Here is a 22636-nt window from a genome sequence, read left to right as displayed (position 1 = left end):
TACGTGAACAATGAGAAAGTCTCATTTGATCAAAAAAGATTGAATGTATTGGCTCAGATCTGAGCTGCCACTTTTGTGTCCCAGAGACTAAAAAACGCCTTTGTGCTTGTGGCATGAGCGCATCTTCAGGTGAGGACGTTCCACTATTGAGCCTTCAGTAATCGCCTGTTCCTCCACATTTATTTGTAAATATGCTTGTGACATCATTGCTGACTTTCACTAAAAGTGCTAGTTTCAACATATGATGAAAACATCATTTCTAGTGAAAAAAACCATTAGATCAGCTTGATCTTAGAAATCAGCAATGTACTGATTTCATCAATATTGATGGTTTCAACGAATGCTGAAATTCGAGGTTACAATGAAACTAGCTGAAGACCCCAGCTATCCCCTTATCTTGAGATTACAGTCACTGCTGGAACAAATCCCAATTATTGAAAAGGTAAAAATAATAGGAGATGGTCCCAGCATGGATGAGGGTGTTGACTACCTTATCCAGGTCCGGATAGATAAAACAACTTACGTGCTTGCCTGCGAAACAAAAAACAATGGCCAGCCTAGATTTGTGCGCTCAGCGATTAAAACCCTTCGGTCTTATATGTATGGCAGAGAGGAGATTCTTACTCCTGTCCTCCTCGCTCCCTATTTGTCCGCCGATTCCCGACAGATTTGTCAGGAAAATAATATCGCATTTCTGGACATGGAGGGTAATGCACAACTCCAGTTTGGAGGAGTTTATATCGATCATCGTATGCCCGGTAAACCCGTGCCTGAAAAACGTGGGCTTCGTACAATGTTTAGCCCGAAGTCAGCTCAAGTGTTGCGTATGATGCTTAATGACCCCCTGAGAACCTGGAAAGTCACCGAACTGTCGGAAGAAGGAAAGGTAAGTCTTGGCCATGCCAGTAATGTGCGTAAAAATTTGTTGGAAAGGGAATGGGCTGTCATTAGCAGCGAAGGACTTACCCTGAACAAGCCGGGGGCACTTGTGAATGAGTGGCGGGATAACTATCGCCCAATTCAAGGAAAGAAGAAAAATTTTTATACACCTTTGCACGGCAACGCGCTGGAGTCTCAATTACGCAACTTACTGGGTTGTGATGAAGTGCAAGGATCTGCAATTTTGGCCTCATTTTCTGCCGCCCAGTGGCTGTCCCCTTATGGTCGTACCGGGATGCATTTTTTCTTTGCCGACGAGAAAGGAATGGAGAGGCTGATATCAGGCCTTAAGTTAAGCACAACATCAAAGGGCGCCAATGTAACTATAACGGTCCCCAACGATGAAGGTATATTCCTTGATGCTATCGAGCCAGCACCGGGAATTGTCACTACAGGTGTTATACAGACCTACCTTGATCTCACAGTTCAGGGGGAACGGGGACAAGAAGCCGCTGAACACCTTCGAAATGAATGGATGGAATGGTAATTATGACAACAAGAGAACCTCAGTCAGCTGCTGACTATGAAGATCGGACAACGGCTGCCGTTAAATCCGTTCTGATAGAGATAGGACAGATCCTGGGCAGTTACAAAGGAAAATTCACTGTTATTGGAGGAGCGGTACCTTGGCTGCTTCTTAACAATGACGATATGCCGCATGTCGGCACGCTTGATATTGATTTGGATCTGGATTCAACAGCGCTGGGCGATGGTGAATACGCCACTTTGGTGGAAAGTTTGCAGGGTTGCGGGTATGAACAGCGAGAGGGCGTCACCAGAGCATTTCAGCTAGTGCGTACTATTCCTGCGTCTGACGATGGCCCTGCCATTGATATTATCATCGATTTTCTCCGCCCCAGAGATGCTGAACTCGTTAAAAATGCCCCACCCTTAATAAGTAATTTCGCCGTGCAGCGCGCAGACGGTGCCGATCTTGCGCTCAAATTCTATGAGATGGTGGCCATTAGTGGTGCCATGCCAGAGGGTGGCAAAAATACAGTGGAAATAGCAGTGTGCTCAATACCGGCGCTGCTGGCCATGAAAGGATATGCCCTCAATGGTCGGCATAAACAAAAAGATTCTTATGATATTTATTACTGCGTTCGTAACTATGAGGATGGGCCGGAAGCGCTTGCTCAAGAGTGCCTCCCTATACTTGCTGAAGAAAGTGGGGCCATCGGATACGGATACATTGCACAAAAATTCGACGAGGTGGAAGGTTATGGTCCAACCAGCGTCAGAAAGTTTGTTGAAGAGACGAAACTACTTGGGGAAAGAACTCCCGAACAGTGGCAACAAGATGCATTTGGTCAGGTAGATCTCTGGTTACGTGCTCTTAACTTAAGATCTTAGGTACGGTATATAACCACCGGGCGGGCAGATATCAAATTGCTCGCCCAGGATCCCTATGGCAGGCCAACAAATACATCAATATCCTTTGGGCACAATGAGCGTCACTATTTCAAAATCATCTTCACTTTTGTTAAGGTCGTTTTCCAACCCTCTGGGGTTAGCTATCCAACCATCGGGATCGTACACAAAACACAGCAGCTTTTTACAGTCAGGATGGGAACGATAACGCTGAGAATCAATCAACAACTCACTCCCGATATCTTTTGCTTTTAAGGTTGCGCGCGTTTTCTTGACCTCGATAATGATCCCTTCATTTTTCAATAAAAAATCGACGCGCGAACTACCGCCCGCATAGTTTGGCGTCCATTCTTCTGGTCGAATATCGTCAAAGTAAATATGTAAAAGGGCATGAAGTAAATCTTGAACATCATATTCGTCGCTAATAACTAAAGACTCTCGATTACTATGTCTAGTCTTCAGTTGGTTAGCGACCAGATGAAACCGAGAACAGATCTTTTTAACCAGACCAAAATAGTCATTAGAGACAGAGGATGCTTTCAATGAAGATGAAATTAGTTTTGACTTCTTTTCTGTCCAAGGGAAAGCAGCTCCGCAATGCTCACAATATTCCGGAGTATCTGTCGTCCCTACGTAAAAAGCGCCACTAACCTGATACTCACCAGGAATATGGTGATTACATGAAGGGCATCGCGTAATCGTTTTTTCCCCACAAGTAGCGCAGAAATCTCTCCTGAATTCAGGTGAGCTACTATAGTTGGCAGTTACCTGATGACCATTCAAGCATACCTGTTGTATATCATAATGTCCCATGAGAACCCCTTACTTATAAACCAGTTATCCTTATGGGAGTAGTATGCCAATCACCAACCCTATGTTACAAATTATTCCTGTATAAATTATGCGACCGATATAAAGCCTATTTTTTTAACCAATTATCGTTGAGCACACATCTCCCGCAGCCTAGCCATCACGCTAGCGTCAGGGCTGGCCCTTCCCGCTTGCTCGACGGAAAAGGATGAAGCGGGCTTGGCTCCTGAGGAGCTCAGATACTATCAGAATACCATTTCCTTTTAGCAAGCGATTAAACTACCCTGATACTCAGGCCAATTCGGAAATCTCAAAATGTGTGGAAATAAAATGGATGATTAAGCATACTTTATTACCACGTTGATAAAATGGATTCTATTTATAAATATATTTTCAATCCAACCCATTTAAACATTCAATTAAAGGATCTTTTGGCCAAATAACTCTATTTTTATCATCATATAACACAGAGATGGTTTTATCACACTTTCTTTCCTGCCAAATATCATACTTCCTTTCAATGTAATCAACATCTCCAGATGAATCTAAAATATACATGGTCCGATCATCATCATCTTTATATGCATAGGTGATGATATTATTACCATAAGCAATGGTTTCAATCTTCCCCCAAGCTTCACTAACAACATTACCAAAATAATCAATTAAAACCCAATTACTTTCATTTGGAAGTACGACCCAAGCATGGTCACCATAAAAAGGCTTGACATCATTATAATATCCCTCTAATTGCATTAAGCCTTGTGAATTATATAATCTATAGGAATAACGTCTTTTTAACCAAAACAGGTCACCATTGCTGATATTTGCTATATAGCTTATGGTATCATTAGCCTTATCAAAATCACTAGTTTTAAGCTTGGGAATGACTGTTCCTGAATCAGTATTTAGCAATCCATAATATTCATTCTTATAAGCACCTGAGAGATAAAAAGAATCTTTGGCAACAAGTACAGGATTGACATTTTTAACCACAACCTCATCTTTATTTTTTATAATTTCATTACTAATAGATATTTGTTTTCCTTTACTATTTTTCAAAAATGTTTTCAACCAATACCCATTATTCAAAGGTTCCATTTTTATTTTATTGGGTACAATAGTAGTTATATCGCCTGATGCATTTATTATTATTTGTTTTTCGTCTCTAGATACTACAGCAAAACCATTGTTAAAATCACTCGCAGCAGTATATGTTGCAGGAATCACCCATTCTCCATGAGTATTTATATAGCCGTAACGATAATCAATTTTTTTATGTTTATCGTAAACGCCAATTTTAGCTACAGCTATATCAGGATTAAAAGGACGAATGTCATCAAACGTATTTTCAGAAAGATTGACACCGTTATTGTTAATCAATATACGTTTACCTGTATCGACACGGATGGATAGAAGATCACCTCCTAAATATACGGGATCTTGACCAGTGCGTTTAATAATTAGCTTGCCAGATTCATCATATATATATAAATTTTCCCCAGAAAAAGCCAGCCATCGCTCCGCCATATAGTTTAGCGTATCAAAATGCCCCTCAGGCGGAACCACTAACTTTCCATGAATGTCAAAGACCATATATCCATCAGCATTATGCTTATAAGGGAATTGCATCGTGTTGGTATATAACAAATTTGCTTCATTACCCATGACTGAACTGGAAAAAGCCAAGCACGTTGCTATTGCCAATGAATGTTTTAACATGTCTTCCCCCTGTAATTAAAAAAATTGTTGGCAAATTTTAGAGCCCAACAATACCGTCCGCAACGGAATCATTCATCCCTCATATCATTGTGAGAGAACAGAATTTTCCCTATAGTTGAACACACTATAAACTATCATTCAAACCCTCCGAACCGATGATTATGATGAAAGGAAGCAATGCATGAACGGTACAAAAATCAATGCATCAAAATATACGCCGCAGCTCCCTCACTGGAGCCAAGATCTCAGCAAATGGAATAACAGCGCTTCCGTTATGCAAGCCCTGAATAGTGATAGCGATAAGCTGAAGCACAATGAAACATTGCTATTTGTGAATGATGATTATTGCGAAATCTCGCGCCGCCGTCCCAATGCTCGATATCACCACCTGTTATTCCAGGTATTGACTGGTCTTATGGCTCTATCCGTGCTGTCCTTCGTGATTTTTTTTCTGTGTACCATAGATATCGGAGAAATTATTAAGGGCTACACCGATTCAGATCGCAAGGGGAGAGGTATCTTAGTATTGGCACTCGTTACCTTTATCGCATTACTCATTATTAGCCTTACCGCCTTTAACTACTTCCTGTTCGCCCCCAAAGATTATCCATTACGTTTCAACCGTAAAACAGGTAAGGTTTACGTCTATGATTACGTTAACCTGCACGTCTGGCATTTGGCGGAAACTATCACCGCGCTATTTAAATTCCCTTTTTTTCTCCCTACGCGCCCAATAGAAAAAGTTTTTGACTGGCAAGATATTCAAGCTGTTGAAACATACTATATGACCAGTATTAAAGGCGTGAATAAGACTACTCGCAGCATTTACTGCGTAGTATGTGCACCCGGCACCACACAGATAGTAGACAGGTTCATGCTAAGCATTACTGGAGATGGCCTCAGCGCAACGCCTTACCGACAGTGGGTATGGGTTTGCAGTTACATGTCTTTCAACGATACCCAACTGGATAATACTCTGGTGAATCGGGATAATTTCTGGGGTAGACCCGTTGTCTGGTCAGATAAATTCGCCAAAGAGTCAGCACGCAGTAAATGACATCAAAATTGTAACCCTTATCAAAGAAGAGGTTATTTTTCATACTTTATGCGGCCCGCATAAAGCCTATTTTTTAACCAATCATCACTGAGTATACATCTCCCTCAGCTTCGCCATCACGCCAGCGACGGCGTCAGGGCTGGCCCTCCCCGCTCGCTCAGCGGCAAAGGATGAAACTGACTCGGTTTCAGTTGGCTCAGGAACCATCGGAGTCTCATTCCCCTTTAGCAGGCGATTAAACTGCCCCTGCTTCGCCCGCTTCAGCGTGCCAATCAAGTAGGCCGCCGCGTTGCGCACTTCGCCGCTTTGCAGGCGTTTTCCCACATCGCTCAGCAGCTCTTGGCCCAGTTTCTCAGGCAGCGCCAGAAGCTGCGGCTCCAGAGCATCCCGCTCTGCGGTGGTGATTGTCGCCAAAAGATCGGTCGGCCAACGCAGCCGCAGTTCCGGGTCGTGCGCAGGCGCGGTATACGTATTTTTTTCTACACATTGTGTAGAAGTACGTATTACGTAACGGTTCGGTTTCCGAACTGGGTCGCAACCCCTTGTTTTTCGGCTTAGTTCGGGATCCGAACCCGGCTTATTTTTCCCCATTTGGGCACTGAGTTCGGTTTCCGAACCGGGTGATTCTGGCTGAGTTCGGTTTTGTGCATGCGCCAGTTCACTCTGCTCACGGCGAGAGTTTGCCATCGCCTGAGGTGACTGATGGCCCGAAAGACGCGCTTCAATTATGGCGACTCGCGAATGACGGTGACGCATTGCGCTATCGGATTTTAGCGCCTGAAGAACCGCTAGTGCCGTCAGGCGAACCGTCCGGTTGCTGTGTCGGCAGGCCTCTTCTACTGCATCCAGCCAACCCGGGTCGAAAACCTCGGCATCATGCGCGCTGAGCGGCTCATCGTGCTGGGCGTAGATATTACCGCGAATGCGTCCGGAAGCGTCGCGCACGCGCTTACACAGGCTTAGCCAGCCGGTAAGCCGCAGCATTAATAACGCGCGGCTTACCGTTTCCCGCGACGCTTTTCCCGCATGGGGAGAGGCAAGCTGAAGCTGTAGCTCGTCATAGGTGGGAAAGACTGCTCCTTCGTTACTTTGCGCATATAAACGGATCATGACCCATGCCATCTTATCCAGTGCGGAAAGACGGCTATCCAGAAAAAGTCGCCGGGGAACGGCGTCATGCACGTTCCCCAGAAAGATTAAGCCACTTTGCTCGTTCACCAGCGCACCTTCAGTATGCTGCCGGATGCGTTCATCCATCTTATTCAGCGTGAACTGGATAACGCCGTCTACAGGAAACGCCACTACGCCCTCCCCATTGACGGAGAGAGTTTCATCCAGCTTTTCGCCAACGTCCAGATGACCGTGAGGGAAATGTCATGTTGTTCCGCAATCAACATCATCTCATCAAGCGCCTCCAGTGAAGCCAAATTGCTAATCTGTGCGGCTTTCCACTGTTCCCAGACGGCCAGCTCTTCTTCTTCCGAAGGGTTATGGCAACGCCCCTGCCGGGTTTCGATGCCGCTTAAACGGCGTCGGGTGCTGACTTCCGCAGGCGTTAAGCCGAAGTAGCGCTGCATCAGTTCAATAGACCCACCCAGCGCCAGCGCGCGATCGATCCGCTGAGCGCGCAGTCGTTCCCGCTGCGCCTGTTCCATCAGCATTTTGAGATTGGCGTGATTGATGCACACGGTCAGAATGGATACCGGCGTGCTGATCAGGTAATGCAAATCCTCGATGCTGAGCCGGTTCAACGCCTGAATCTCTTCCATAGTCATACCCAACGCCTCGCAGCGGCGGATACTGCCGGACTTCAGTTCCATTATCAGTTGCGTCAACAGGGCGTTGGTCGCTATACCTGCAATCATGGTTTTCCCCTCCCACGTCATTATTCACCTCCCCCGGTCAGCCGCTGTAATTCACGCAAACGGCGCAGGATCCGTATCAGGCGGAAATATTTCACTACCGCGATATCGCCCAGCAGAGGTTCGCCACCCACTTCAGGCGCTCCCACGACCAACATAGAGAATGCGGATGCCGCCAGCGCGGCGCTGTCGGAAGAAAAGAGGGAAAGAAGCTGCCTGCCCGAATGGGCGCTGTACATAGGCTCATCGATAATGCGAAAGCCGGAACCCAAGGGCGATTTCTCCTCAATCACCAGTTCGCCGATCTCCAGCGCTTCGGCAAGCTCGAACGCCAGCCGAAACGCCATATCCTGTAGATGTTCAATATCATCCTGCAATGACGGGATATGCCAGATATCCGCTACCGGCTCCAGCCCGGTGGCGGCAAAAGCAATGGAGCTGACGCTGGTTTGAAATGCGCCTGACGGCTCGGACGCGCCCGGTGATGCTTCTGCAAATGCTTCACCGGACAAAACGGGCTCACCGCCAAACATGTCCGGTTGTAACTCGACGCTAGCAGCAGGGTGAAGATCGGGAGAACGCCTCTGCCCTCCCTCATCCAGTACTTCCGGTATAGCGGGAGCCTTATTTTCCGCCGCTGCGGGAGGTGGCTGCGACCCGCGTGATTTAGCTGGCGAGGCTGGCGGTAACGCAATCCGTGGTGCATGCTCTGGCGGCCCCTCAGGCTCGGGCGCATAAGTTTGTTCAGGGCTGCCAAAAAGCTGCCGACGCTGCTGCTCCGCCGGATCCAACTCAATCAGCCAACGGTCCCAAGTGATTGTGGGATCCGGCAGCGCTTTCACGAGCTCACCCATTAACTCATCTTTCAGGTACTCCAGCGAGTAATCGGTAAGAGCCGTCAGCTCCAGCCTGCTACAGGCACTGGCAAAAACCACCTCAAACGATGGGGCTAACGGGAGTACAGCGCTTTCCTGACACAGTACCTTCCAGCCCTTTTCTGCCGCGCTGTAGAGATTGATTAACGGGAGCACTTGCGTCCGACTCAACCCCATATAGAACAGCGAAGATAAGTGAGGGAAAAGGTGCGTGACCGCATATTCCATACGGCTGATATTAGACTGCGTAACCCGATAGCCCTCTCCGGTCAGTAGGTCCGCAAGCTCCTGCTGGGTGACTTTGCGTTCAAACTGCTCTTCATAAATGGAGCGCGCTTTAGCAACGCCCAGCGCCTTTTCGATAAACGAGAGATCGCCGCGCATTTCGTTTTCAGCCAGATGGCCGATAACGCATTTCAGACGTCCCGGCCATGGCTTGAATATGCACTGAATGCGGCGAAAACGTTCGTCGCCGGTTTCCTGATACAGCTCGGACAAAATAGCGTAGCGGGTATTCCCGCCATCGCTGAATATATAAACGTCTTCGGCGCTGTCAGGGTTTTTGGTCACTTTCGGAACCGAATCCAGACCACGGGCATGGATAGATGACTTGATCTCTTCGTATTTAGGATTGCGGGTTGTACGTGGGTTATCCGGGTTTGGGCGCAGTTGCTCCAGCATCAGCACCATTGGCATTTCAGCGACCGGCAATACGGCAATGTTCCCAACCGCAGCCGGTTCCCTTCCCCGTTTCAGCAACGCCGCCTTCATATTGCTGCTTTTCATTCAGCGGCCCTCCCGTAACCCAAGCAGTAAGAACCGGAAGGGAAGTCTTCAAAACGGGTAATATCGGCCTGATAGCGTACTTTTACCGTGTCTACCGGCCCGTTGCGCTGCTTGCCGATGATGATTTCCGCCACGCTTTTATCCATCGTTTGGGGGTCGTACACTTCATCCCGATAAACAAACATAATCAGGTCGGCATCCTGCTCCAGTGCGCCTGAATCACGCAGGTCGCCGTTGTTGGGGCGCTTGTTGGCGCGTTTTTCCAAGTCGCGATTTAACTGCGACAGCGCCACGACCGGGCAACGCATTTCTTTCGCCAGCGACTTCAGCGCCCGGGAAATCTCGGCTATCTCAAGCGTGCGATTTTCCTGCCCGGGGCTGCGCATAAGCTGAAGATAATCAACCAGAATCAGCGCAGGGTGTCCGAACTGGCGCACCGACTTGCGAACCCGGGAGCGCAGCATGGTCGGCGTTAAATAACTGCTGTCATCAATCAGTAATCGATCTTTCCATGACAGCAGGCAGCTTGCCGCACTGCTTATACGTCCCCATTCATTTTCGGACAGATCTCCACTGCGAATATGCTGAAGCGGAACGCGCCCCAACATTGCGGTAAAGCGCGCCAGAAGCTGATCGACCGGCATTTCCAGACTGAAAACCTGCACTGGCCCAGCGTTTACGTTAAGTGCGGCTTCGCATAGCGCTAACCCAAGCGCGGTTTTGCCCATTGACGGACGCCCTGCCAGTAAAACCAGATCCCCGGGCTGGAGACCGCTGGTTACTTCATTAAGATCCTGAAAGCCGGTAGGCGTTCCCGTTACTGACGTCTGGCTCTGACAACGCTGTTCCAGCTTATCGAGAAACTGGCCGTAAGCCTCTGGCAGATCGGCTACGCCGCCCTGTTCATGCTGCTCGGCTATCGCAAACAGACGCTGCTCGATATCATCAATCAGCATTGCCACGTCGGTGCGCACATCCCCGGCCTGACCAACAATATCGTGCCCCAACGCTAAAAGCTGGCGCTGACGGCCATAGCTGGCGACGTACTCTGCATACGCAACGATATTCGCTGCGGAAGGCGTGTTCTTCGACATTTCGGCCAGATAGGCGAAGCCACCCACCTGTTCCAAAACACCCTGCTGTTCGAGATGTTCGCTAAGCGTAATCAGATCGACGGGCTTTCCCTGCATCAACAGGTCATGCATGGCGTTAAAAATGAGTTGATGCGGACGGACGTAAAAATTATCGGCGGAAACGATCGTCGCGATGTCATCCCAACGATCGTTATCCAGCATCAGGCCGCCAAGAACGGATTGTTCAGACTCGATAGAATGAGGGGGTAAAAGGCGCTGGGCATTATTCATGGGGTACCTCCCCCAACGCCTGATACAACTGTTGTAACTTGCGGGGAGATACCAACAAAAGCGGATAGCCATCGCGCTTCACGTCAACATAGACTGGCCCGGATGGCCCGGAACCAATTTCAAGCATCATCCAGTACCTTGGCACACTGACGTTAACGCTCGACAGTACCAGCTCATGCTCGTCTTCAAGATTCCAGACTTCGACAAATGGCTCTCTACATCCCCATAGATCCGCCAACAGACGAACTATTTTTTTAGATGCCCGCACGCGATCTTCAGCCTCAAAAAACACGATGATCTCGTCTGTCCTTAATGCTGGGTCGGGATAGGTACAAAGACAAAATGCACGAAAAAGAGGGAGATAAGATTGGCGCATCATTTATCCCCTTTTGGCTGAACCTGAAGAACTGAGGCAAACCGTTCCGCCCATTCAGGGAAAAGCTCGCAGGCTAAATCATGCATCGTGCGTGCGGCAGGCAGGCTCTTGCGATCGGTGTGGTATTCAAGGCGGTGAGCAGGCTGCCCCAGACTGTGCCCGGTTTTGTAGACATCCAGATCGTAAATCTGGGTATCGAGCAGGCTAACGGAGATATCTGCGCTGCTATAAGATCCTTCGGCAATGATGTTACTGAGCGCTTCCAGCGCGTCTTTTGCCAAGGTGGTGTAGTCCATACAGTTAACCAGCACCTTTACTGGCGGCAATACAATACCGAACCCACGATATGGCAGTAGCCCCTCCAGCAGCGGGATCGTGCCGCGTAGAAACTCCCGAACGTCCGGCACCACCGGCTTTATCATGGCTAACGCCGTATGGTTGGTCGCCAGTAATACCAGCTCCAGCATAATAGAGCGCGCACCCTGTGAGTCGATCACCACAACATCATAAGCATTAAACAGCGGGTGCTGGAGCAAGTTACGTAAGCGGATCCGCCCATCCGGCGCGTGCATCATTGAGGTTTTAAGCTGTTCGTGGGGATCGTTAGATACGATCAAATCCAGATTGCTCACGCCGGTATGGGAAATAATTTGCTCTGGGGCGTTCAGATCGACTGTCTGCATGAGAAGTTCATACAGACCATAGGGCGCTTCATAGCGCAGAGAATAGTAGCTGGATGCCGTAGGTTGCGCGTAGTCGCCGTCTATCAGCAAAGTCTTTAGGCCAGCGTCGGCCAGAAATCCAGAAAGGTTAGCCGCGTGAGTAGATTTCCCCTCACCGCCTTTAGTTGAAATGATTGATATAACTTGCATAATGTCACCTGTTGCAGTTTCGCTTTACAAATGACATTCATAAGCTTGTCGTCAAAACTCAGGGATTGAAAATCCCCGTGTCCTTGGTTCGATTCCGAGTCCGGGCACCACTATTTAAAGAACCCGCCCAAAAGGCGGGTTTTTGCTTTTCTGTAGCCGGACTCTCCATCGAACTGCGTTAACCCGTGATTTCCCTGCTGCGTTTTTCTCCTGGCCAGCCCGCTGCTAGTTAACGACAAGCGCAGGCCTATTCTCCATAGAATCTTTTCGCAAATACATTTTCAGATATCAGATAACACACTGATCAAAATCGCCATTTTCCCGCTAAAAGCGGCTAAAAACGCCCTTTTCTGGCAATCGATCCGCCCAGGTGGCTGCCCTGCTTTCCCTCCAGATGGCCAAATAGCATCTTATATTCCATTTTGCGCTAAATGACAGAGAAATATTCTTTAAATAACCGTTTTCACAGTTCTAGCATGCAAAAATATCTTAAACGAGTGGGTAAATGGTTATGTCACTGTTTCATTCCGTGAGCGACCTGATCGGTCATACTCCCCTGCTCCAGTTGCACAAACTGGATACCGGGCCCTGCAGTCTGTTTTTAAAACTGGAAAATCAGAACCCCGGCGGGTCAATTAAAGATCGGGTTGCGCTGTCGATGATTAATGAAGCCGAGCGCCAGGGAAAACTGGCGCCCGGGGGAACGATTATCGAAGCCACCGCCGGCAATACCGGCCTCGGTCTGGCGCTGATTGCGGCGCAGAAAAATTACCGCCTGATCCTGGTGGTGCCGGACAAAATGAGCCGCGAGAAAATCTTTCACCTGCGGGCGCTGGGCGCGACGGTGCTGCTCACCCGCTCCGACGTCAATAAAGGCCACCCGGCCTACTACCAGGATTATGCCCGCCGCCTTGCCGATGAAACGCCGGGCGCCTTTTATATCGACCAGTTTAATAACGACGCCAATCCGCTGGCCCATGCCACCTCCACTGCGCCGGAGCTTTATCAGCAGCTGGAGGGCGACATCGACGCCATCGTCGTCGGCGTCGGCTCCGGCGGCACGCTGGGTGGGCTTCAGGCCTGGTTTGCTGAGCACTCGCCGAAAACGGAATTTATTCTCGCCGATCCGGCGGGTTCGATCCTTGCCGATCAGGTCGATACCGGACGCTACGGCGAAACGGGATCCTGGCTGGTCGAAGGGATCGGCGAAGATTTTATCCCGCCGCTGGCCAGGCTGGAGGGGGTACATACCGCGTATCGCGTCAGCGACCGCGAAGCGTTCCACACCGCGCGCCAGCTGCTGCAGGTTGAGGGCGTGCTGGCCGGCTCTTCCACCGGCACCCTGCTCAGCGCCGCGCTGCGCTACTGCCGGGCACAAAGCCGTCCGAAACGGGTAGTAACCTTCGCCTGCGACAGCGGCAATAAATACCTGTCCAAAATGTTCAACGACGACTGGATGCGCCAGCAAGGACTGATCGCCCGCCCCGAACAGGGCGATCTCAGTGATTTTATCGCCCTGCGCCATGACGAAGGCGCTACCGTCACGGCCGCGCCGGACGACACCCTGGCCGCGGTCTTTACCCGCATGCGGCTGTATGACATCTCCCAACTGCCGGTACTGGAGGATGGCCGCGTGGTCGGCATCGTCGATGAGTGGGATTTGATCCGCCACGTACAGGGCGATCGCCAACGCTTCTCCCTGCCGGTCAGCGAAGCGATGAGCCGCCATGTTGAAACTCTCGATAAGCGTGCGCCAGAGAGTGAACTGCAGGCCATTCTCGATCGCGGTCTGGTGGCGGTGATCGCTGACAACACGCGTTTTCTTGGCCTGGTCACCCGCAGCGATGTATTGACCGCCTGGCGTAACCGAGTCGCACAATAAGGAATTTTTTATGTCATCTATCCACACCCTGAGTGTACATAGCGGAACCTTCACCGACAGCCATGGCGCAGTGATGCCGCCGATTTATGCCACCTCCACTTTTGCTCAGCCAGCGCCGGGGCAGCATACCGGTTATGAATATTCCCGCAGCGGGAATCCCACCCGTCACGCGCTGGAGACGGCGATCGCCGACCTGGAAAACGGCACGCGCGGCTACGCGTTCGCCTCCGGGCTGGCCGCCATCTCCACCGTGCTGGAGCTGCTGGATAAGGACAGTCATCTGGTGGCGGTCGATGATGTGTATGGCGGCACTTACCGCCTGCTGGAAAACGTTCGCCGCCGTAGCGCTGGTCTGCAGGTGAGCTGGGTGAAACCCGACGACCTGGCGGGAATTGAAGCGGCGATCCGCCCCGATACGCGCATGATCTGGGTGGAAACGCCCACCAACCCGCTGCTGAAGCTCGCGGATCTCAGCGCCATCGCCGCCATCGCGCGCCGCCATAACCTGATCAGCGTCGCCGATAACACCTTTGCTTCGCCGGCGATCCATCGCCCGCTGGAGCATGGGTTTGATATTGTGGTGCACTCCGCGACCAAGTACCTCAACGGCCATTCCGATGTCGTCGCCGGCCTGGCGGTGGTTGGCGATAACTCCGGGCTCGCGGAAAAGCTTGGCTATCTGCAGAATGCGGTAGGCGGCGTGCTTGACCCGTTCAGCAGCTTCCTGACGCTGCGCGGCATCCGTACCCTGGCGCTGCGGATGGAGCGCCACAGCGCGAACGCGCTGCAGCTCGCCGAATGGCTGGAACAGCAGCCGGAAGTGGAGCGAGTCTGGTTTCCCTGGCTGGCCTCACACCCGCATCATCAGCTGGCGCGCCAGCAAATGGCCCTGCCCGGCGGCATGATTTCGGTGGTGGTGAAGGGCGATGAAGGTTACGCCGAGCGCATCATCAGCAAGCTGCGCTGGTTTACGCTTGCGGAGAGCCTGGGCGGCGTGGAGAGTCTGGTGAGCCAGCCCTTCAGCATGACCCATGCCTCGATCCCGCTGGAGAAACGCCTGGCGAACGGTATCACACCGCAGCTGATCCGCCTGTCGGTGGGGATCGAAGATCCCAACGATCTGATTGCCGACTGGCAGCAGGCGCTGCGGGCGGAGTGATTATTCCGACGCGCGGGTCGTTGTCAGCGCGTCGGCCATTCCCTGCTGAAGGTGGGCGATAAACTGCGTCAGCTTCGGCAGGGGCCGACGATCCTGGCGCCAGAGCAGATGCACAGGCCGCGGCTGCGGAGTCCACGCCTCCAGCACCCGAACCAGGCTGCCGCTGGCCAGCGCATCGGCCAGCAGTACCTCCGGCTGCATCAGCAGCCCGGCCCCGGCGATCGCCGCCTGGCGCAGCGCGTAGCCATCGTTGCTGCGCAAAACCGCATCGCGTTTCCAGCGCACTTCTCCCTCTACGCCCGGCAGCCGCCACTCGTTGCGGGCGGTCCAGACCGTATGGGACAGGCAGAGATGATCGGCGAGATCCTCTGGCGTCCCGGGGGTCCCGTAACGCGCCAGATAAGCCGGCGCGGCGCAGATCACCATCCGATACGGCGCCAGGTAGCGAGCCACCAGATCCTCCTGATGGATCTCGCCGATACGGATCGCCAGATCGAACCCCTCATCCACCAGATCGACCATCCGGTTAGTCAGATCCAGTTCCACCCGGACCGCAGGCCAGGCCTGCAGGAAGGTGGCGGTCAGGGGCGCGATCACGCTGGCGCCGAACGAGGTGGGAGCGCTCACCCGCAGGGTGCCGGCCGGCGCCAGCCGCAGCCGCTCGACCGCGCTTTCGGCGATGGAGACCTGCTCCATCACCCGTTTCGCTTCGTCAAAATAGACTCGCCCGGCGTCGGTGAGGCTCTGGCGTCGGGTGTTACGCTCCAGCAGACGCGTCGCCAGCTGGCTTTCCAACTGGGCGATATATTTCCCAACCATCACCGCCGACAGCCCCAGGCGCGACGCCGCCCCGGTAAAGCTGCCGCACTCCACCACGGCAATAAACGTCTCCATCCCTCGTAATTTGTCCATATTGCTAACCTCTGGTTAGTAATGTTCTAACTTTTAGCCAGTTTATCCGAGATTACTTTTATTAAAAAATAGCCTCTCACCTCATCAGGAGTCTGCCATGAAAATTATCGTTATCGGTGCCAGCGGCACCATCGGTCGCGCGGTCAGCGAAGAACTGAGTCAGAGACATGACGTTATCCGCGTCGGCCGCACCCGGGGAGATTATCAGGTGGATATCACCTCGCAGGAGAGCGTCGAGGCGCTATTTGCCCAAACGGGTGAAGTAGATGCCATCGTCTCCACCACCGGCAATCTGCACTTTGGGCCGTTAAGCACCATGACCGACAGCCAGTTCAACCTCGGACTGCAGGACAAGCTGCTGGGACAAATTCGCCTGGCGCTGGTCGGCCAGCATTTTCTGCGCGACGGGGGGTCGATTACCCTGGTCAGCGGTATTGTCGCGCAGGAACCCATTGCTCAGGGGGTCAATGCCACGACGGTCAACGCCGGTCTGGAAGGCTTTGTCCGCGCCGCCGCCTGCGAACTGCCGCGCGGGATCCGCATCAATCTCATCAGCCCCACCGTGCTCAGCGAGTCGCTGGCGGCCTACGGCGACTTTTTCCCGGGCTTCCCCAGCGTTCCCGCCGCCGCCGTGGCGCAGGCCTATCGCCGCAGCATTGAAGGCGTTCAGACCGGCCGCATCTACCCGGTCGGCTACTAGTCTGTGCCGGCCCGCCGGGGCCGGCGCTTACATCAGGCCGTCGTTGCAGGTACACTGACGGCTGATTGTCTCCGGCCGAAAAACTGATGTTGAAAAAATTATCCTTAATTATCCCGCTACTGGCGCTTATCGCGCTGCTGGTCTGGTGGTTCACGCCGCATTACACCGAGGAAGATGAAGCTTACTACCGGGCGGTATTTTGCATAATCGATCATGACGACAGCCGCCAGTTCCTCCACGATATGCAGAATATCGTCGAGGGGGGAAATTCTGACTACGCGCTGCATAAAACCCATTACCTTCCGGCGCTGGGGCAGCGGATGCTGGATACCTGGCGCCAGCTCAGCCCGCAGGAACAGCAGGCGCTGCGTCAGGACAAGCAGCGCTGCGGCGAGATATTGCGCGAAAAACAACAGGGGAAATCATCCTGACGAGTTGGCAAAATTGCAGCATATCGCCAGCGTCGAATAAGATTGTGCTGTTGATGACCGGATCGCTGTCACAAAATATCCGGTCGTCGTCGCGTCACAGTACGACGTTTTTTCTGCGGCGGAATACGATAAAAAGTAGTTGATCTGGTACGAACTAACTCTTATTTTGCTTCACAGTTTTCAAAATGAGATAAAACTGATGCCTGTCATTATTGCCAGTAGTGTTAAAGAAGCCAAAGCGTTAATTAACGGTGGAAAATACAGGGAAATTATTCTTAACTTCGATATTGATGCCGATGACTTTTTCTCTCTCGCCAGCCATTCCGCCGGAACTAAAATCTCCATCGCCGACCGCAACGATCGCTCTCCGGTAGAATCAGCAAAATAATTAACCCGCGAGGGACGTCTATGTGGTTGTTTATTGGAACCTTTGCGCTGGCTTTTCTCGCAGCGCTGATGCTGGTCTGGCTCGATGACCGGATCGCCGAAACGGATTGACCCTGCGCTGGACGTTAACGTCACGCAGGGCTGCGCGCCGCCGAAAAGCGGCGCACAGCAGAGACGTTACAGGGAGGCCGCCAGCCGCTCAACGGCCGTCAGCAATCCGGCTTCTGACACCGTGGAGTAAGAAAGACGCAGGGTACGGGTATCCGGCTTATCGTGATAGAACGCTTCACCCGGGACGTACACCACGCCGTTTTCCAGCGTTTTCTTCATCCATTCCATGGTATCGAACGGATAGCGGAAACGCGCCCACAGGAACATCCCCCCCTGCGGGCGGCTGAATTCCAGGTGCTCGCCAAGGCGGCTTTCCAGCGCATCGGCCAGCGCCACGCACTTCTTGCGGTAGTCTTCGCGAATCAACGCAATCTGGTTATCCAGCCGGTTCAGACTGAGGTATTCCGCAGTGATCACCTGCGACAGCATATTGGTATGGAGATCCGCCGCCTGCTTCACAATCACCGTCTGCTGCGCCAGCCAGTCCGGCATGACGATCCAGCCGATACGCATCCCTGGCGCGAGGATTTTCGAAAAAGTCGACGTGTAAACCACCTGATCTTCACAGCCCAGCTCGACAGCATGCTGATAGAGCGGGCGTCTAACGGCGTCTGTAAAGCTAATTTCGCCGTAGGGATCGTCTTCCAGAATGACGAAATCATATTTTTTCGCCAGCTCAACCAGCCGGCGACGACGCGCCTCGCTCAGCGTTTTGCCGCCGGGATTGCCGAACGTCGGCACCAGGTAAACAGCTTTGACGCGGGTGGTCTCCAGCAGGTCGGCCAGCTGCTCCACCAGCATCCCGTCATCGTCGGTGTCAACGCTGAGAATATTGGCCTGCGCCAGCTGAAATACCTGCAGCGCCGCCAGATAAGTGGGACGCTCAACGACGATAGTATCGCCCGGATCGAGCAGCGTACGGGCAACGATATCCAGCGATTGCTGGGAGCCGGAGGTGATATAGACCTGGGCGGCTGAACAGGCGACGCCACGGGAGTGGCAAATTTCACTCACCGCCTGGCGCAGCGGCGGGTAGCCTTCCGTCAGACCGTACTGGAATGCGTCATTAAAACGCTCGCTCATCACCTTCTGCACCGCCAGCTCCAGGCCTTCGGTATCAAACAGTTCCGGGGCCGGAATGCCGCCGCCAAGCGAAATCACGCCGGGCAGTTTACTGTGCTTGAGAAGTTCGCGGACGGCGGAGGGCTTGAGTTCACCCGCGCGGGCGGCGAGACGCCGATCGTGCATACTATTTTCCTTTTCTGTCTTGTTGTTGTGTTAATTATCTTGGCTTTGTTGCAGGTGCTCCCCGGCGGCGCTTACCATGCCGGGGCTATCCTTTTCAGTACGTTGTCACCCGGACAGGGGTATGCCGCTACCCGGGTTTCGTACGTCATGCTTTGTCTTTCAAAACGATTAACGGCTCGATATCGCTCTCTTTTTTCACCACCAGCGACGAATCGCCGCGCAGGCAGGTACCGCCGTAGTTACCGCCGACGGTAAATGTGCACACCTGAATGTACTTACCGTCCACTTTCGGCAGGCACCACAGCTGCTGGTAGATATTCTTGCGATCGACAAACTGGCCGCTGGTCTTATCCAGAAGTTCATCCTGAGGGCCGATCAGGTCGATATTGTTGCCGCAGCGCCCGGAAATAGGCTTCACCGCATAGCCGGTTTTCGCCAGCTCGTCGTTAACCTCAAAATCGGTATCCAGCAGATAGCGATGATGCGGGAACAGCGACCACAGCACCGGCAGAATGGCTTTGTTGCCGGGGATCACCGTCCACAGGGGTTCGAATACCAATACTTCAGGACGCAGCAGGACGTCAATCAGCCGCACCTCATTCTGCGGATGTCCGGTACGAATCGGTACCGCCGCGTACTCCTCGGCGCTGACTTCGCGCACCTGCTCAATGGCGGTTTCCCATGCCCAGGTTTTCCAGACGCAGTTGACCAGCCGCCCGTCGGCGTCGATCAGCTGACCGGCAGCGTCCCAGCGCAGCTCATCAAGGCCAAAGAGAATTTTGCTCTCAAAACCGGCCTGGGTCAGCGAACGCTGAATAAACTGCGCGTGGTAGTTCTCTTCCAGATCCTTGTCCTGCATGATGTGGACGAAGGGCCGCGCCCGGCTGTGTTTCCACGCCCCCGCCAGCTCATCGAGCAGACCTTCCGCCGGATTGTGGCCGGTGCCGTAGTAGCCCTGCTTCAGCCACTGTTCGAGGATCAGCCCGCCTTCGGTATGGCAGGAAGCGGAATCGGCATTGTACTCGTACACCTTCAGCCCGCGCTCGTCCATGCAAAAATCCATGCGCCCGGTGATCATATGATGACGGCGGCGCTGCCACGAGAGGCGCAGACGAGGCCAGAGAATTTTCGGAATATCGAACAGCGCCAGCAGGTTGTCATCCTTCATCACCTTATCGGTGGCATGCAGATACATCAGGTGCAGCTCGTTGGTGGCTTTGATCAGCTCCTGTTCGGCACTTTCGCTGATGGTGAAATACTGATAGGGATCCTGGTTGATGAAATGACCGTTGGCTGCCACGTAGGCTTTCTGCAGCGGGTCTTTCTCGTTCAGCCATTTACCGCGAAACTGGCCGTTGTTTGGCAGCCGCGCGCCTTTGATGGCCATCGCCTCGCCCGGCAGCACCGGCTGCGGCAGGCTGTGTTCGGTATCGGCGGTCTGGATCATCCAGCCTAAAATTTCGGTATCGGCAAAGGTATCTTTGATGGTGTACCGGCCGTCGTTGACCTCGAGGGTCAGCTCGCGGGTCCACTGCTGGCCCTGCGGCAGCGGCGAGTGAATCACGTTCTGCTCGGCGATACGCACCTTATTGCCGACAAGCTGGGTGATCACCGCCACATGGCCGGTGTGCTTAAACTCGCCCCCCTTCTGCCAGATCAGCAGCGAACCAGCGATAGGCGGACGGCGGGAGCCGTTGGCGAAGGCCTGCAGTGGCAGAATATTGTCATTGACCACTTCGCGCAGGAAACGCAGGGAGAAGATTTCATAAGCCATCCCCACATCGGTGAAGACAAAGCCATAGGTCAGGAACAGAAAGCGGCGCGCAAACTCCACGCACTGCCATTTATGCCCCATATACTCATTACCGATGTAGCTGCGAAACGTCGCGTCATCCGGGTAGTCCTGCGGATTTAAGCTACTGTAATTCGATGAATAAATCGCTACGCCACCGGGTGCATAGCCTAACAATGTCCCAAACGGGGCGTCACTGCTTGTCGATCCTTTGCTCATTTAGCCTGACCTCAAATTAATGCAGCCCGGGCAGTTGGCGAAACAAAACTCCCTCTTCTTATCCTGCCGCAGGCACTTACCAGACAGAGGTGTAACGATGATACCACTCATTCGTTTCGCTAATCGTGCCGTTAAGGAAAATAACCCTGCAGCCGGAAACAAAAGTGATATCGTTATCGGTGATATAACAAAAAAACAACGCAACATCAGGAGTCGACAATGAGCACACCCTCGCATCTGAATGCCCAACCGCTGGTCTGGGGACACGGCCCGCGGACGTTTGAGGTGTTCCTTGAGCCCACCTGCCCCTACTCTGTCCGCGCGTTTAATAAACTCGACGATCTGCTCGATGAGGTCGGCGCCGATAACGTGACCATCAAGATACGCCTGCAGTCGCAGCCGTGGCATCTGTTCTCCGGGGTTATCGTCCGCTGCATCCTCGCCGCGTCCACCCTGCCGCACGGCAGAGAGCAGGCGCATAAGGTGATGCAGGCCGTGGCCGACCATCGGGAAGAGTTTGAGTTTACCGATCACTGCAGCGGGCCGAATATGAACGCCACGCCGCAGCAAATCATTGAGCGCATTGAACGCTACAGTCACGTGCTGCTGGGGGCCGCCTTTGCCCGCCCGGAGCTGCAGGACGTGATCAAGTGGCACAGTAAATACGCCCGTCAGAACGGCATCCATGTCTCGCCGACCTTTATGGTCAACGGCCTGGTGCAGCCGGATCTGGGCAGCGGCGATGATGTCAGCGTGTGGGCCGCGCGGATTATGGCCTGAGGTCACCTGCTACACTTTTTGTACATCCACGAAAAAGGCAAACCAGCATGTCAGAGCAAAACTACCAGCCACCAAAAGTGTGGGAATGGAAGCAAAACAGCGGCGGCGCGTTCGCCAACATCAACCGTCCCGTTTCCGGCGCGACTCATGAACGCGTCCTGCCGGTAGGAACCCATCCGCTCCAGCTATACTCACTCGGCACACCCAACGGCCAGAAGGTGACGATCATGCTGGAGGAGCTGCTGGCGCTGGGCGTCAGCGGCGCGGAGTACGACGCCTGGCTGATACGCATTGGCGAAGGGGATCAGTTTTCCAGCGGCTTTGTCGAGATCAACCCGAACTCGAAGATCCCGGCCCTCAGCGACCATTCCACCACGCCGCCGACCCGGGTATTTGAGTCCGGCAACATTCTCCTGTATTTAGCGGAAAAATTTGGTTTCTTCCTGCCGAAAGATCCTGCCGGTCGCACCGAAACCCTCAATTGGCTGTTCTGGCTGCAGGGCGCGGCACCGTTCCTCGGCGGCGGCTTCGGCCACTTCTATAACTATGCGCCAGTGAAGATCGAGTACGCGATCGACCGCTTTACGATGGAAGCCAAACGCCAGCTCGACGTGCTGGACAAACAGCTCGCCCGCGGTCGCTATGTGGCCGGCGAGGAGTACACCATCGCCGATATGGCTGTCTGGCCGTGGTATGGCAACGTAGTGCTGGGCAATGTCTATAACGCGGCGGAGTTCCTCGACGCCGGGAGCTATAAAAACGTGCTGCGCTGGGCGCAGGATGTCGGCAACCGCCCGGCCGTCAAGCGCGGACGCATCGTCAACCGCACCAACGGCCCGCTCAATGAGCAGCTGCATGAGCGCCATGACGCCCGCGACTTTGACACCCAAACGGAAGATAAGCGCCAGGCGTAAGGTCTTCACCCTTTCCCGTTGACGGGAAAGGGTTCCCACTACAGGACGGTTCCGCCTGCGAAGCCGT

At 53.0% G+C, this 22636-nt stretch carries 22 protein-coding genes and 1 pseudogene; 10 read left to right on the top strand and 13 right to left on the bottom strand.

Annotation, left to right across the window (positions count from 1 at the left end):
• The first annotated feature begins 340 nt into the window (after window positions 1–340).
• On the top strand, window positions 341–1426 hold the full coding sequence (locus HMPREF3140_RS26295) for a type IV toxin-antitoxin system AbiEi family antitoxin (RefSeq protein WP_004150897.1): 1086 nt from the start codon (window positions 341–343) through the stop codon (window positions 1424–1426).
• A gap of 164 nt (window positions 1427–1590) precedes the next feature.
• Entirely contained in the window at window positions 1591–2292 is a 702-nt protein-coding gene (locus HMPREF3140_RS26290) for a nucleotidyl transferase AbiEii/AbiGii toxin family protein (RefSeq protein WP_004227625.1), read from the top strand.
• 75 nt (window positions 2293–2367) lie between these two features.
• On the opposite strand, the gene HMPREF3140_RS29470 is transcribed toward HMPREF3140_RS26290, so the two are convergent.
• The 3 genes and pseudogenes from HMPREF3140_RS29470 to HMPREF3140_RS26280 all read right to left on the bottom strand — a co-directional run bounded on the left by HMPREF3140_RS29470 (window position 2368) and on the right by HMPREF3140_RS26280 (window position 4842).
• Window positions 2368–2853, bottom strand: coding sequence for a PD-(D/E)XK nuclease domain-containing protein (locus HMPREF3140_RS29470; RefSeq protein WP_004150899.1), 486 nt, complete (start codon window positions 2851–2853; stop codon window positions 2368–2370).
• Between the two features lie 30 nt (window positions 2854–2883).
• Window positions 2884–3123 (bottom strand): annotated as a pseudogene (locus tag HMPREF3140_RS29465) (DUF2321 domain-containing protein); the annotation flags it as partial.
• Window positions 3124–3513: 390 nt separating this feature from the next.
• On the bottom strand, window positions 3514–4842 hold the full coding sequence (locus tag HMPREF3140_RS26280; protein WP_004150900.1) for a WG repeat-containing protein: 1329 nt from the start codon (window positions 4840–4842) through the stop codon (window positions 3514–3516).
• 181 nt (window positions 4843–5023) lie between these two features.
• On the opposite strand from HMPREF3140_RS26280, the gene HMPREF3140_RS29460 reads away from it, so the two are divergent.
• Window positions 5024–5899: a DUF6708 domain-containing protein gene (locus HMPREF3140_RS29460; RefSeq protein WP_070553189.1), complete on the top strand. Its 876-nt coding sequence runs from the start codon at window positions 5024–5026 to the stop codon at window positions 5897–5899.
• A gap of 84 nt (window positions 5900–5983) precedes the next feature.
• Here the strand turns inward: HMPREF3140_RS29460 and HMPREF3140_RS26270 are convergent, their stop codons facing one another.
• From HMPREF3140_RS26270 to HMPREF3140_RS26245, 6 genes are read right to left on the bottom strand one after another with little or no spacing between them, the layout of a single operon-like run.
• The gene (locus HMPREF3140_RS26270; protein ID WP_070553187.1) at window positions 5984–7201 is read right to left on the bottom strand and encodes an STY4528 family pathogenicity island replication protein; all 1218 of its coding nucleotides are present in this window, start codon (window positions 7199–7201) and stop codon (window positions 5984–5986) included.
• Entirely contained in the window at window positions 7201–7785 is a 585-nt protein-coding gene (locus HMPREF3140_RS26265) for a DUF2857 domain-containing protein (RefSeq protein ID WP_070553185.1), read from the bottom strand. Before HMPREF3140_RS26265 ends, HMPREF3140_RS26270 begins: the two co-directional genes overlap by 1 nt.
• Window positions 7785–9422 carry a ParB family protein gene (locus tag HMPREF3140_RS26260; protein ID WP_070553182.1) on the bottom strand — a complete coding sequence of 546 codons (1638 nt, stop codon included), beginning with the start codon at window positions 9420–9422 and terminating at the stop codon, window positions 7785–7787. Before HMPREF3140_RS26260 ends, HMPREF3140_RS26265 begins: the two co-directional genes overlap by 1 nt.
• Window positions 9419–10786: an SPI-7-type island replicative DNA helicase gene (gene dnaB-PI / locus HMPREF3140_RS26255; RefSeq protein ID WP_070553180.1), complete on the bottom strand. Its 1368-nt coding sequence runs from the start codon at window positions 10784–10786 to the stop codon at window positions 9419–9421. Before dnaB-PI ends, HMPREF3140_RS26260 begins: the two co-directional genes overlap by 4 nt.
• Entirely contained in the window at window positions 10779–11162 is a 384-nt protein-coding gene (locus HMPREF3140_RS26250) for a hypothetical protein (protein ID WP_070553178.1), read from the bottom strand. Before HMPREF3140_RS26250 ends, dnaB-PI begins: the two co-directional genes overlap by 8 nt.
• Window positions 11162–12034, bottom strand: coding sequence for a ParA family protein (locus tag HMPREF3140_RS26245; RefSeq protein ID WP_070553176.1), 873 nt, complete (start codon window positions 12032–12034; stop codon window positions 11162–11164). Before HMPREF3140_RS26245 ends, HMPREF3140_RS26250 begins: the two co-directional genes overlap by 1 nt.
• 505 nt (window positions 12035–12539) lie before the next feature.
• Between HMPREF3140_RS26245 and HMPREF3140_RS26240 the strand changes: the two genes are divergently transcribed.
• Both HMPREF3140_RS26240 and HMPREF3140_RS26235 read left to right on the top strand, forming a co-directional pair.
• Complete coding sequence (locus HMPREF3140_RS26240; protein ID WP_004217775.1) at window positions 12540–13916, top strand: pyridoxal-phosphate dependent enzyme; 1377 nt, start codon at window positions 12540–12542, stop codon at window positions 13914–13916.
• Window positions 13917–13926: 10 nt separating this feature from the next.
• Window positions 13927–15075 carry a trans-sulfuration enzyme family protein gene (locus HMPREF3140_RS26235; protein WP_020316731.1) on the top strand — a complete coding sequence of 383 codons (1149 nt, stop codon included), beginning with the start codon at window positions 13927–13929 and terminating at the stop codon, window positions 15073–15075.
• Here HMPREF3140_RS26235 and HMPREF3140_RS26230 read toward each other — a convergent pair whose 3' ends face one another.
• Entirely contained in the window at window positions 15076–15987 is a 912-nt protein-coding gene (locus tag HMPREF3140_RS26230) for a LysR family transcriptional regulator (RefSeq protein ID WP_032412418.1), read from the bottom strand. It lies immediately after the preceding gene.
• A 97-nt stretch (window positions 15988–16084) separates the two neighbouring features.
• Between HMPREF3140_RS26230 and HMPREF3140_RS26225 the strand changes: the two genes are divergently transcribed.
• The 3 genes from HMPREF3140_RS26225 (at window position 16085) to HMPREF3140_RS26215 (ending at window position 17506) form a co-directional block, all read left to right on the top strand.
• Entirely contained in the window at window positions 16085–16687 is a 603-nt protein-coding gene (locus HMPREF3140_RS26225; RefSeq protein WP_002916735.1) for a short chain dehydrogenase, read from the top strand.
• A gap of 86 nt (window positions 16688–16773) precedes the next feature.
• Window positions 16774–17118, top strand: a complete 345-nt coding sequence (locus HMPREF3140_RS26220) for a hypothetical protein (RefSeq protein ID WP_004185642.1) — start codon at window positions 16774–16776, stop codon at window positions 17116–17118.
• A gap of 199 nt (window positions 17119–17317) precedes the next feature.
• Window positions 17318–17506, top strand: a complete 189-nt coding sequence (locus tag HMPREF3140_RS26215; RefSeq protein ID WP_002916738.1) for a hypothetical protein — start codon at window positions 17318–17320, stop codon at window positions 17504–17506.
• Window positions 17507–17682: 176 nt separating this feature from the next.
• Here HMPREF3140_RS26215 and HMPREF3140_RS26210 read toward each other — a convergent pair whose 3' ends face one another.
• From HMPREF3140_RS26210 to HMPREF3140_RS29040, 3 genes are all read right to left on the bottom strand, one after another.
• On the bottom strand, window positions 17683–18864 hold the full coding sequence (locus HMPREF3140_RS26210; RefSeq protein WP_004149825.1) for an aminotransferase-like domain-containing protein: 1182 nt from the start codon (window positions 18862–18864) through the stop codon (window positions 17683–17685).
• Window positions 18865–19009: 145 nt separating this feature from the next.
• Entirely contained in the window at window positions 19010–20875 is a 1866-nt protein-coding gene (gene gss, locus HMPREF3140_RS26205; RefSeq protein ID WP_002916740.1) for a bifunctional glutathionylspermidine amidase/synthase, read from the bottom strand.
• 76 nt (window positions 20876–20951) lie between these two features.
• Entirely contained in the window at window positions 20952–21074 is a 123-nt protein-coding gene (locus HMPREF3140_RS29040; RefSeq protein ID WP_004217169.1) for a hypothetical protein, read from the bottom strand.
• A gap of 20 nt (window positions 21075–21094) precedes the next feature.
• Between HMPREF3140_RS29040 and HMPREF3140_RS26195 the strand changes: the two genes are divergently transcribed.
• The gene (locus HMPREF3140_RS26195; RefSeq protein WP_004150918.1) at window positions 21095–21655 is read left to right on the top strand and encodes a DsbA family protein; all 561 of its coding nucleotides are present in this window, start codon (window positions 21095–21097) and stop codon (window positions 21653–21655) included.
• Window positions 21656–21702: 47 nt separating this feature from the next.
• Entirely contained in the window at window positions 21703–22569 is an 867-nt protein-coding gene (gene yghU / locus HMPREF3140_RS26190; RefSeq protein WP_002916742.1) for a glutathione-dependent disulfide-bond oxidoreductase, read from the top strand.
• Window positions 22570–22636: the final 67 nt, after the last annotated feature.

The organism is Klebsiella sp. HMSC16A12, from assembly GCF_001808265.1.
Classification (GTDB): domain Bacteria; phylum Pseudomonadota; class Gammaproteobacteria; order Enterobacterales; family Enterobacteriaceae; genus Klebsiella; species Klebsiella pneumoniae.
This window is presented reverse-complemented; position numbering and strand designations above follow the sequence as displayed.